The organism is Thiomicrorhabdus aquaedulcis (genome assembly GCF_004001325.1).
In the GTDB taxonomy this organism is placed as follows: Bacteria; Pseudomonadota; Gammaproteobacteria; order Thiomicrospirales; family Thiomicrospiraceae; genus Thiomicrorhabdus; species Thiomicrorhabdus aquaedulcis.
The window spans coordinates 1,580,535-1,592,693 of record NZ_AP018722.1; the positions used below are offsets into that span (position 1 = coordinate 1,580,535).

Below are 12,159 nucleotides of genomic sequence, written 5' to 3' on the forward strand. Positions count from 1 at the left end.
AAACTGTAACATAATTCAAGACTAAAAACATGCCCCTTAATTTAAATCCCCCTCATCCATCCATTCATATACCGGCTCAGCGGCCTATTTTTGCACTTATTGACGGAAACTCATTTTACGCTTCGTGCGAAATTGTTTTTCAGCCTCACCTAGAGCATCGCCCCGTGGTGGTATTGTCTAACAACGACGGCTGCATTGTAGCGGCAAATCAAGTCGCTAAAAACTTAAACAGCGCGCTTTTACAGCAGGTCAACAATCTAGGTACAGGCGGCTATCGGGCGGCACGCCCAACCAGCATGATGTTTCAACCTTACTTTAAAATAAAGCCGTTTTTAGATGCACACAATACCGCCGTATTTAGCTCTAACTATGAACTCTACGCCGACATGTCTAACCGCATGCATCGCATCGTAAGTACCTTTGCTCCGCGACAAGAAATTTACTCTATTGATGAAAGTTTTTTAGACTTAACCGGCATGGCGCAGCAAAATTTAACCGACCTAGCACGTTTAATTAAAAACACAGTCAAACAACACATTGGCATCCCCGTCGCGGTTGGCATTGGCTTTAGCAAAACACAAGCTAAACTGGCCAATCACTTAGCCAAAGCCCAGCATACTCACCAAGGTGTACTGGACTTAACGGCACTAAACAATAATCAATTAAATACACTATTAAAAGACGTAAGCGTGGGCAAGGTTTGGGGCGTGGGCAAACGGCTTGAACAACGCCTAAACGATTACGGAATCAATACCGTGCTGGCACTAAAACAAGCCAACATCGCCAGCATTCGCAAATGCTTTGGCGTGGTAATGGAGCGCACCGTACGAGAATTAAACGGCGAATCGTGCTTACAAATAGAAGAAATTATTGCCCCTAAACAACAAATAATGACTTCACGCTCATTTGGTGTGGCCATAACTGACTACCCGCAAATGGAACACGCTGTGGTGACTTACACAGCGCGCGCCGCCGAAAAACTGCGCCAACAAGGCTCCGTATGCCAAACCCTTTCGGTGATGATTACCAGTAATCCGTTTAAACAACAGTCATTTTATCGTAATCAGCAGACTCAGGCGTTAATTTACCCTAGCGACAACAGCATTTTACTGGCTAAATTAGCAAAACGCGCTTTAAAATCCATCTGGCGGCCAGGGTTTGAATACCATAAAGCAGGGATCAATTTATCGGACATTTCATTAAAAGGCTCGTTGCAAACTGACCTGTTTGAGCCCAGCCCCGAGTATTCAGACAAACAAGCTTCGCTTATGACCACCATGGACACACTTAACACATTGTGCGGGCGCAATACCTTATTTTTAGCCTCGGCCGGTCTACCCCAACAAAAACCTGGTCAATGAAACGCAACCTTATGTCGCCACGCTACACCACACGATGGCTTGAATTGCTATCGGTGTCTTAATCACAGCAAAACAGCCAAATAATGATTTGACCAGGCCTGGTCAAACGCTTTAAACACTTTAAAACAACAAAAACAATCATTTACAAATATTTGCACAAGTGGAGTACCAAAAAAATGCACCTCACCAGCCAAATAACATTAGGGCACCTCTATTAAGTTAAATTCTGTGAGCCGTAAAGGCCATTAACGCTTATTTTTACTTCGTTTTGTACTTGCGCAAATATCTCTAATGCTAATTTTGTTTTTTAATGGTTTTGTCTTCTCCGAACTGCTGAACTACGTTAGAATAGGCGAATTATTTTTTGGTCTACCTTTAAGGACAACACGCAATGTTTCGCAAATTCATGGGGCTTTTTTCCAACGATTTATCCATTGACCTTGGCACGGCTAATACTTTAATTTATGCGCGCGGCAAAGGCTTGGTATTAAACGAACCATCGGTAGTATCCATTCGCACCAATAAAAGGGGCAACAACAGTCGCACCATTGTGGCCGTAGGCGAAAACGCTAAGCTCATGCTAGGCAAAGAAAACCAAGATATTCAAACCATTCGCCCCTTAAAAGACGGCGTAATTGCCGACTTTGAAGTCACTGAAAAATGTTACAAGCGTTTATTCGCAAAGTGCATGAAGCCAAATTTTTTCAGCCCAGCCCACGCGTATTAATTTGCGTACCTTGCGGCTCTACTCAAGTAGAGCGTCGTGCCATTCGTGAATCGGCGGCCGGAGCAGGCGCACGTGAAGTGTATTTAATTGAAGAACCCATGGCGGCGGCGATTGGTGCGGGCATGCCCGTAAGCGAACCCACGGGTTCCATGGTGGTTGACATTGGTGGCGGAACCACCGAAGTCGCCACTTTATCGCTTAACGGCATTGTCTGGGCGGCCTCGGTTAAAGTTGGCGGCGACCGTTTTGACGAAGCCATTATTAAATATGTGCGTCGCAATTACGGCATGATTATTGGCGAAACCACCGCAGAAAAAATTAAAAAAACCATCGGCACAGCCTACCACGAAGTAAACCCTGCCACCATGGAAGTGCACGGCAGTAACATTGCCGAAGCGGTGCCACGTCGTTTTACGCTTAACAGCAATGAAGTGTTAGAAGCCTTGCAAGAGCCTTTGTCGGCCATTGTGAGTGCGGTACGTACTGCACTGGAAAACACCCCGCCTGAGCTGGGTGCTGACATTGCCGAGCACGGAATTGTACTTACCGGTGGTGGAGCCTTGTTGCGTAACCTAAGCACCCTGCTCTCTGAAGAAACCGGAATCCCCGTTATTATTGCCGACGACCCACTTACCTGTGTGGCACGTGGCGGCGGACGTGCGTTAGAACTTATGGATGAAAAGGTCTTGATCTGTTTTCATTTGATTAAAAAACATTTACACGAAGGAGCTTTTGTACGAGCAAAGTGCAACAAAATTCAGGTGAATTTTAACCATTTTTACTCGTGCATACCTTAGTGCAAAGGTTTTATTGCAAAAGTCTTATTGAGTAAAGCGCCTACGCATTACACATGCTTAGTCAGAACGACCGGTCGCTTTTAAAAAATAGTTCTCTAATACCGCCATAAACGTCTAAATTGCCACTATGTTGCTTACGAACCTAACGGCCAGCAGCCAATGGCAATTTTACTGCACGATGGTACAAACTGTATTTTTATCACCCTGCTTGGCCGGAGTTCGCCATTAACACGAAAAATACCACTACCCAGCAAGAAGGCATGCATTTAATTATAGCCTTCATTCTGGCTATTTTGCTGATGATAGCAGATCATTATGGCAATCTAACAAGCAGCTTTCGCAGCATTCTGCTTACCACGCTTAACCCCATTGAACGCCTGGCGGCGACTCCTAACACCTTCTACACCTGGGTGACGACAGACTTTTCTTCACTGGACTCTCTCGAGATTGAAAATCAAAAACTACTAACCGAAAACCTTCTATTAAAAGCCAAACTGCAACAATTTAATAATTTAGAACTTGAAGTCGCTCGTCTAGAATCGTTGCTAGGCACCACGGGAAAAATGAACAATCAAGCCGTGCAAATTGCAACCGTAACGTATTACAGCAATAACCCACTATCGCAATTTTTAAGCGTAAATAAAGGCCAACTCGATAACATCACATCTCAGCAAACCGTGATTGATGCAGAAGGCATTTTAGGGCAAATAGTAGCCACCACCCCGACCAGCTCTAGAGTATTGTTGATTACCGACCCAGACCATCAAATCCCTGTGCGAATTCAGCGTACCGGTCAAAGAGGTATCTTGGCGGGTACTGGGCATGATTTAGCGCAATTAAACTTTATCCCCAAAAGCAGTGAAATTAAAGTAGGTGACTTAATTGAAAGCTCTGGATTAGGCGGTCTGTTTCCGGCAGGTTATCCCGTAGCTAAAATTATTAACATTGAGATGTTTGGCGACAACCCTTATTACAGCATTACGGCCAAACCACTTGCACAAATGCACCAAACACGTAAAGTGCTTATTTTGACCGAATCCGTCACTAAAAATAACTATAAAGAACCACTCACCAAAGAATCTACATCAAAAGACAACTCTAAAGCGGCCACAAACGAATCACTGCAGCTAAAACCCAACGCCATGCCCAATCAAGTAGAAAACCATGTCCGATAAAATACTCGATGTAAACATTAGACAACTGCGCTGGTTAATTATTCTGTCCTACTTTTTTGGGCTGATGTTTGACACTATGTTATTACTCAATAAAGCCACGTTATTTATTCCGCCCGTCACCCTATTTTTAACCTTGTTTTGGTGCGCTCAATTTACCAACCGTACGCATATTTTAAGTGCTTTTGTATTGGGACTGCTTGCCGACACACTGTACCAAACCACATTAGGCTCGCACGCACTCCTATTTGTAGTGATTACATTTATGATGATTAGACACCGCTTACGCTTTAGAGCCTACCCAGTCTGGCAACAAGCCTTTTTTATTAGTGGGTATATGATGGTATACCAGCTGCTTAATTTTATTTTCTTTTCGCCGGTCTTAAGCAGTCAAGAAATGGTTACTTATTGGGTAATGCCCGCAGCGGCCATTCTGCTGTGGCCTGTTGTCTCAACCATTTTGCGCGTAACCATGCAAAAACTGGTTAGTCCGTAACCCAATTTATGTCTAATCACCTCGCCTTTAATACGGATACAGAAACTTTTTTACAAAAAAGGCTGTTTCGTAATCGCCTGCTGTTTGCTCTGCTTTTTGTGCTGTTTTATTTGCGTTACTGATTATTCGTATGGGCTATTTACAGTGGTTTAACTACGAGCGTTACCACGGTCTGGCCGAAGGCAATCGTATTTCAATTGAAACCTTGCCGCCAACTCGGGGAAAAATTTACGACCGCAATCACATTTTGCTGGCTGACAATCGGCCGGTCTACACCCTAACCATGATTCGTGAAAAAATGGAAGACATTGATGCCTTGCATCACGCCTTGTTTCCTATTTTAGGGCATGTATCGCCTGAAAAATTAGCCGATTTTTTTGCTCAATTTAAACAATCTAATCGCTTTAAAAGCCAAGATTTACCGTTTAGTTTGTCTGAAGAACAAGCCGCGCAATTTGCCGTAGTGGGTCACAATCACCCAGGCGTGACTTTAGAAGCACGGTTAAAAAGAACCTATCCGCAAGCGTCTGCTGGAGTACATGCACTGGGTTACGTAGGGCGTATTAACACCAAAGAACTGGCTAAAATAGATGAAAAAGCCTATCGCGGCACTCAAATTATTGGTAAGGCCGGAATTGAAAAATATTACGAAGACTTACTACACGGCTCTCCGGGTATTCAGCAAATTGAAACCAATGCCCGTGGGCGGGTTTTAAGAAAACTAGAAACTTTACCGTCTGTCCCAGGTGAAGACATTCACTTAACCTTAGACATTGAACTGCAAAAATTTGCCGAATCCATGTTTGTAAACACGCGCGGCAGTTTAATAGCAATTGACCCACAAAATGGTGAAATACTGGCGTTTGTAAGCATGCCTACCTTTGACCCCAATCTGTTTGTGGATGGCATTGATCAGGCCTCCTATTCAGAACTAACCAGCAACCCCAGTCGGCCGTTTTTAAATCGAGCCATTAATGGCCAATACCCACCAGGTTCAACCATTAAACCTTTTATAGCCCTAGGAGCCATCGAAAACAACTTTATCACGCCCGAAAAACAAATTTTCGACCCCGGCTACTTTTTGTATAAAGATCATCGCTATCGTGACTGGAAACGTACTGGTCATGGTTTGGTCAATATGGACAAAGCCATTACTCAATCGTGTGACACCTATTTTTATGAACTCAGCTTAGAAATGGGCATTGATTCCATTAATCGTGTGTTAGATCCATTTGGGTTTGGCAAGGTTACCGATGTGGATATTTTTGGTGAATCCAAAGGCATTTCACCCTCACAGGCCTGGAAACGTGAAGCTAAAGGTTTACCGTGGTATCGGGGTGAAACCATTATTTCGGCGATTGGCCAAGGTTACAACTTAACCACCCCATTGCAATTGGCTAAAGCCACCGCCATTTTGGCTAATCGTGGGCGCATCATTCAACCCCACTTACTCAAAAACACCCTTGACGATAACGACCCCCTTGAACAGGTTGAAATCAAAAAAATCGCTCACTGGGATAAAGTTATTAAATCAATGGAAAACGTCATGCACGCGTCCAATGGCACCGCACGTCGACACGGTACAGACCTGCCGTTCACAATGGCAGGAAAAACTGGAACCGCTCAAGTGTTTGGCCTAAACGCCGGAGATTACATTGAAGCCAATGTGGCATTAAAATTACGCGACCATGCCTTATTTATTGGCTTTGCACCTACCAGCAACCCTAAAATTGCAGTAAGTGTCATTGTCGAAAACGCCGGCAGTGGCAGTGCGGTAGCCGCTCCTATGGCCGTAGCGGTTATGAAAAAATATTTAGAGCCCGACTACCCAACACTTATAGCAGAACCTGTGGTGCCTGACATTCCACCGCCTACCTTAAAAGTCGGTGAAGCGCAGGCCTCTGAACGCCTTGAATAGCGCCATACAAATAGGGTCAATCAATGAAAATAAACGACACTAAATCGGCTCGGGTTTACCGACGCAATAAAGGATTTTTAGAGGCTTTGCACTTAGATGGCCTGCTTTTATTAGGCATTGTCTTATTGCTAAGTGTTAGCTTGGCCATAGTTTACAGTGCCTCTGGTGGTGACCAAGATGTTATTGCTCGTCACATTCTGCGCATCAGTATAGGGCTTGGGCTGATGATTTTATTTGCGCAAATCCCTCCCAACATTTTATACATTTTTACGCCCTGGGTGTTTTTGGCCGGACTTGCCATGCTCATAGGCGTGCTGTTGTTTGGGGAGATTGGCAAGGGCGCACAACGCTGGTTAGAGTTTGGCAGCATTCGTTTTCAACCTTCAGAACTTATGAAATTGGCCTTGCCAATGGCCGTGGCTTGGCTGTTTGCCCACAGTCAATTTCCGCCCAGCCCGCAACGCTTATTGCTAGGCTTATTTATTATTGCGCTAACCGGCGGTTTAATTGTGGTGCAACCCGACTTAGGCACCTCTATATTAATTGGCATGAGCGGTTTATTTGTATTATTTTTTGCCGGCCTTCCCTGGAAAATTATTTTGGGCTCTGGTGCTACCTTACTCTTAAGCTTACCCATTGCTTGGCAATTTATGTACGACTACCAAAAACAACGCGTCTTAACATTTTTAGACCCCGAGACCGACCCACTGGGTACGGGCTATCATATTATTCAGTCTAAAATTGCGATTGGCTCGGGGGGAATTGAAGGCAAAGGTTACATGGGAAGTACTCAAGCGCATTTAGATTTTTTACCCGAAAGCACCACCGACTTTATTTTTTCTGTTCTCTCTGAAGAATTTGGGCTAATTGGCGTAGTTCTTTTGTTAGTACTTTATAGCTTGGTCATTGCTCGCGGTCTGTACATCGCGACACAAGCACAAGACAACTTTACCCGCCTGATTGCCGCAAGCTTTATGATGACATTGTTTATTTACGTATTTGTCAACATTGGCATGGTCAGCGGCATGCTCCCAGTCGTTGGGCTACCGCTTCCTTTGATTAGCTATGGCGGTACATCAATGATGAGTCTAATGATAAGTTTTGGAATTTTAATGTCGATTCACACGCACAAAAAAATGCTTATTGATTAAGATAGCCTTTATCCAAACACTCTTTTACAGAATATCGTCAGGGTTTTCAGGGTTTAGGTTTTGCTCAAAATGTGTTAAATTACCATTCCAATTTTAAAGTCCTTTTAAACCGTTTTTCACCCACAAATCAATATGGATGACCATGACCCTTCTTAAACAGTCCTTAAGTCTAGTGCTGATATTATTCAGTTCTCTCAGTCTTGCCAACACTCAACCCACTCCTGATTTAAGCAATATTGCCATGCCTGCAGTGGTGCCCACGGCACCTAGCATCGCTGGAAGCGCTTATTTACTAATGGATTTTAACAGTGGCAATACCCTAGCCGAAAGCAATGTAGATGCGCGCGTTGAGCCTGCAAGTTTAACTAAAATCATGACGGGATTTGTTGTGATAAACGAGTTAAAAAACGGCAAAATGAGCATGGACGATCTGGTTAACATCAGTGAAAAAGCCTGGAAAACGCCAGGGTCTAAAATGTTTATCGAAGTAGGCAAACAAGTCCCAGTTCGCGATTTAATTAAGGGCATGGTTATTCAATCTGGCAACGATGCTTCGGTCGCCCTGGCCGAGCACATTGCCGGCAGCGAAGACACCTTTGCGCAACTCATGAACAAATACGCTAAAACCATGGGCATGAACAACACCAACTTTGTTAACGCCACTGGCTTACCGCATCCAGAGCATTACACCACCGCTCGCGACTTGGGTATTTTAACCAAAACGTTGATTACCAAACATCCAGAAGAATACAAATGGTACTCAGAGCGTTCGTTTACCTTTAACGGCATAACCCAGCACAATCGTAATCGCATGCTATGGCAAGACCCATCGGTTGACGGCCTTAAGACAGGTCATACTGACAGCGCAGGTTATTGCTTAGTTACCTCGGCTAAGCGCGAAAACACGCGTTTAATTACCGTTGTACTGGGCACCAGCAGCTCTGAACAGCGTGTAGAAGAGTCACAAAAATTGCTTAATTACGGCTTTCGTTTTTTTGAAACCCATAAACTGTACAGCGCAAACCAACGTCTAAATGAGGCCAAGGTGTGGGAAGGCGCCACCGGTTTAGTCGGGCTGGGTCTTTTAGAAGATCTTTTCGTAACCGTACCCACAGGTCAATATAAAAATCTTAAAATTGAAACTTCAGTTGATGCCAATATTAGTGCACCCGTGATGTTGCACCAACCCTTAGGCAAGCTGTTTATTTCAATCAACGACAAGCCTTTAATGGAACGCCCTTTAGTGGCACTCGAAGCGGTAGAAGAAGGCTCTTTCTTTAAAAATTATTTGATCAGTTAGCGCGTTTTTTTAGCTCTATTTTTAGTTTTTTAAACTAAAGCCAAACAGTTAACCTATTTAAGTCCTTTGTACCGCTAAGGCAATTACTTTTCACCAGGCCTGTCCAACCCACGTTGACCAGGCTTTTTTAATGTTAAAAAGGAACACCATGTTGTCGCAAACCGTCACCGAACAAATTGTCTATTTAAACGGTCTGTACCTACCCATGTGCGAATCACAGATTTCTACTCAAGACCGTGGGTTTTTATTTGGTGATGGCGTATACGAAGTTATTCCGGTATACGAACGCACAGTGTTTAGTTTTGATGAGCACTTAGCACGACTTAAAAACAGCTTAAAAGCCACCAGCATTCCTAATCCACTCACCGACGCAGAATGGCTTAACCTATTAAACACCTTAGTGGCCAAGCACTCATGGGACAACCAATTCATTTATTTACAAGTGACCCGTGGCATTCAAATGCAACGCGACCACATGCCCGCCGACTGTTTAACCCCAACGCTGTACGCTTACAGCAATCCGCTTAAAGCGGTCAGTGACGACATTATTAAAAATGGCATTAAAGCCATTACCCTAGACGATATTCGCTGGTTAAACTGCGACATTAAAGCCATTACCTTATTGCCCAATGTCATGCTTAAATTAGCCTGTAAACACCGCAATGCCGACGACGCCATTTTAATTGCCCCCAATGGCAATATCACTGAAGGCACTGCCAGCAATGTGTTTATTGTTAAAAACAATACCTTACTTACGCCGCCCAATAGTTCGGCTATTTTGCCCGGTATTACCCGTTTATTAATCAATCGCATTGCCAAAGCGCACGGCATTACGGTACTTGAACAAAACTTAACCCTTGATGACTTAACCAGCGCCGACGAAATTTGGCTGGCCAGTTCAACCAAAGAAGCCTTGCCCATTACCCAATTAAACGACCTGCCCGTTGGATCTGGAAAACCCGGTGCACTGTGGCAATTAATGCGTCAACATTATCAAACGTATAAACATGACTTTGTCGCGCAATACTTGGCTCAGCAAGTTCAACAGCAGCAACAGCAACAATAATAAGATTCAAAAAAGAATAAAGAGCGCCCACTATGACCCAGGATTTACACACCCCAGATACGGAAAGTTTAATTGAGTTTCCTTGTGACTTTAAGTTAAAAGCCATGGGACACAATTGTGAAACCTTTATTGATTTAGTCTACCAAATCACACTTAATTACGCGCCTAACACCCCACGCGACAACATTGAAATTACTCCATCCAAAGGGCAAAAATTTATTTCGGTTAACATTACGTTTTATGCCACCTGCATAGAACAAGTGCACGGCATTTATGGCGATCTTAAAAAACACCCTGAAGTGTTAATGACACTTTGAGCTTTAACTTTTTTACAGTGCATTAACCATGTCAATCGTCATTAAATCGCTGGGACTGCAACCTTACCAGGCCTGCTGGCAAGCCATGCGCGACTTTACCGATGCGCGCCAACCCAATCAGGCCGATGAGTTGTGGATTGTACAACACCCTGCCGTGTTTACCCAAGGGCTTAACGGCCAAACCGAGCACATTTTGCAACACGCACCCCACATCCCAATCATTCAGACCGACCGTGGCGGGCAAGTGACCTACCACGCGCCTGGGCAACTCATTGTCTATGTGTTGGTCGATTTAAAACGCGCCCACCTTGGGGTACGCGCCTTGGTCACCCATCTAGAACAGAGCATTATTGAACTGTTAGCGCAGTTTAATATTGCAGCAACCGCGCGGTTTGATGCACCCGGCGTGTACGTTAATGGCCAAAAAATTGCCTCATTAGGGCTAAAAATTCGTAAACAAAAAGTTATCACGGCTTGGCGCTTAACGTCAACATGGACTTAACCCCATTTAACTACATTAACCCCTGCGGCTTGTTGGGCATGCAAATGACTCAACTAAGTGACCTCATCGCTTCGCCCTGTCCGAGCATGGACGCTTTAGGCGTGCAATTAACCGCGTTACTTAAACAGCGCTTGCTTAATTCGCAAAGCTTAGAAGACCTATAACTGAGCACCTCTATTAACATTAAAACGCATTCACGCCCTAAGTGTATATCTCGTATAATAATGACCCTTTTATTCTCGTTTGGCGCAGCAAGAGGCAGTAAGCAGCACTATGGCAAGTTCACCGCAGTATCAAGAAATCAGCATCGATTCTATTGGCAACTCTTCACGCTCGACCGATGGTTTATTGAGCTTAAAAAGTCAAAACCAAGCCATGCCCAAAGGGCAATACAAAACCAAGTCGCTTAAAAATCGCCCCGACCCAGAAGCCGAAAAGCTTAAAAAACCCCGTTGGATTAAAGCCAAGCTGCCCAAAGCCCGCGACATGCATCGTGTAGCCGAGTTAAAAGCCATTTTACGCGAGCAAGGTTTGCACAGCGTGTGCGAAGAAGCCTCATGCCCAAACCTGGGCGAGTGCTTTGGTCACGGCACCGCCACTTTTATGATTATGGGCGATATTTGCACCCGAAAATGCCCCTTTTGCGATGTCACCCATGGCCGACCCAAACCGCTTAACACAGCCGAGCCCGCGCATTTAGCGGCCACGGTAAACGCCATGCAACTGCAATACGTGGTGGTCACCTCGGTAGACCGTGACGATTTACGCGATGGCGGAGCAGGCCACTTTAACGCCTGCATCAGCGCCCTCCGCGAAACAGCACCCACCACCAAAATTGAAACCCTCGTGCCCGACTTTAGAGGTCGTTTAAGCATCGCCCTTAACACCTTAGTAGAGTGCCCACCCGATGTGTTAAATCACAACCTAGAAACCGTGCCACGGCTTTACGAAGAAGCACGTCCGGGTGCAGACTACCAGGCCTCGTTAGATTTGTTACAGCGCTTTAAAACCCTTAGCCCACAGACCACCACTAAATCGGGTTTAATGGTGGGCTTGGGCGAAACCTTAGACGAATTATTGGCGGTGATGCGCGACTTACGCCGCCACGAGGTAGACATGCTTACAGTAGGGCAATACTTGCAGCCCAGTGAGTTTCACTTAGCGGTTAAAAAATATTGGACACCCGACGAGTTTAAACAAATCGAAACCGCCGGCTACGCCATGGGCTTTAGCAATGTGGCCGCCGGCCCCATGGTGCGCTCGTCGTATCACGCCGATTTGCAAGCGCAAGGCATCCAAGACGACACCAATGCACTTAATTTAACGCCTTTAACCGCTTAACGCTGTTTACG

12 protein-coding genes and 1 pseudogene are annotated in these 12,159 nt (G+C 44.9%); all 13 read left to right on the forward strand.

Going from position 1 to position 12,159, the window contains the following annotated elements:
- Positions 1 to 29: 29 nt before the first annotated feature.
- Complete coding sequence (locus tag EP181_RS07245; protein ID WP_269471132.1) at positions 30 to 1,361, forward strand: Y-family DNA polymerase; 1,332 nt, start codon at positions 30 to 32, stop codon at positions 1,359 to 1,361.
- Entirely contained in the window at positions 1,358 to 1,423 is a 66-nt protein-coding gene (locus EP181_RS12695) for a DUF4113 domain-containing protein (protein WP_269471170.1), read from the forward strand. Before EP181_RS07245 ends, EP181_RS12695 begins: the two co-directional genes overlap by 4 nt.
- A gap of 329 nt (positions 1,424 to 1,752) precedes the next feature.
- Positions 1,753 to 2,797: pseudogene (locus EP181_RS07250) on the forward strand (rod shape-determining protein).
- 348 nt (positions 2,798 to 3,145) lie between these two features.
- Positions 3,146 to 4,060 carry a rod shape-determining protein MreC gene (mreC, locus tag EP181_RS07255; protein WP_127471049.1) on the forward strand — a complete coding sequence of 305 codons (915 nt, stop codon included), beginning with the start codon at positions 3,146 to 3,148 and terminating at the stop codon, positions 4,058 to 4,060.
- Positions 4,050 to 4,553: a rod shape-determining protein MreD gene (mreD, locus tag EP181_RS07260; protein WP_127471050.1), complete on the forward strand. Its 504-nt coding sequence runs from the start codon at positions 4,050 to 4,052 to the stop codon at positions 4,551 to 4,553. Before mreC ends, mreD begins: the two co-directional genes overlap by 11 nt.
- Positions 4,554 to 4,683: 130 nt before the next feature.
- Positions 4,684 to 6,471, forward strand: coding sequence for a penicillin-binding protein 2 (mrdA, locus tag EP181_RS07265; RefSeq protein ID WP_232023374.1), 1,788 nt, complete (start codon positions 4,684 to 4,686; stop codon positions 6,469 to 6,471).
- Positions 6,472 to 6,494: 23 nt separating this feature from the next.
- Positions 6,495 to 7,622 (forward strand): rod shape-determining protein RodA, encoded by a 1,128-nt coding sequence (gene rodA, locus EP181_RS07270; RefSeq protein ID WP_127471051.1) that lies wholly within the window; start codon positions 6,495 to 6,497, stop codon positions 7,620 to 7,622.
- Between the two features lie 142 nt (positions 7,623 to 7,764).
- Positions 7,765 to 8,922, forward strand: a complete 1,158-nt coding sequence (locus tag EP181_RS07275) for a D-alanyl-D-alanine carboxypeptidase family protein (protein WP_127471052.1) — start codon at positions 7,765 to 7,767, stop codon at positions 8,920 to 8,922.
- A gap of 148 nt (positions 8,923 to 9,070) precedes the next feature.
- Entirely contained in the window at positions 9,071 to 9,988 is a 918-nt protein-coding gene (locus tag EP181_RS07280; protein ID WP_127471053.1) for a D-amino acid aminotransferase, read from the forward strand.
- A 32-nt stretch (positions 9,989 to 10,020) separates the two neighbouring features.
- On the forward strand, positions 10,021 to 10,305 hold the full coding sequence (locus EP181_RS07285; RefSeq protein WP_127471054.1) for a YbeD family protein: 285 nt from the start codon (positions 10,021 to 10,023) through the stop codon (positions 10,303 to 10,305).
- Positions 10,306 to 10,333: 28 nt separating this feature from the next.
- Positions 10,334 to 10,807, forward strand: a complete 474-nt coding sequence (lipB, locus tag EP181_RS07290) for a lipoyl(octanoyl) transferase LipB (RefSeq protein WP_232023375.1) — start codon at positions 10,334 to 10,336, stop codon at positions 10,805 to 10,807.
- A complete protein-coding gene (locus tag EP181_RS12950) occupies positions 10,798 to 10,971 on the forward strand; it encodes a lipoate--protein ligase family protein (RefSeq protein ID WP_232023376.1) in 174 nt (57 codons plus the stop codon). Before lipB ends, EP181_RS12950 begins: the two co-directional genes overlap by 10 nt.
- A 109-nt stretch (positions 10,972 to 11,080) precedes the next feature.
- Positions 11,081 to 12,148 (forward strand): lipoyl synthase, encoded by a 1,068-nt coding sequence (gene lipA, locus EP181_RS07295; RefSeq protein ID WP_127471055.1) that lies wholly within the window; start codon positions 11,081 to 11,083, stop codon positions 12,146 to 12,148.
- Positions 12,149 to 12,159 lie beyond the last annotated feature (11 nt).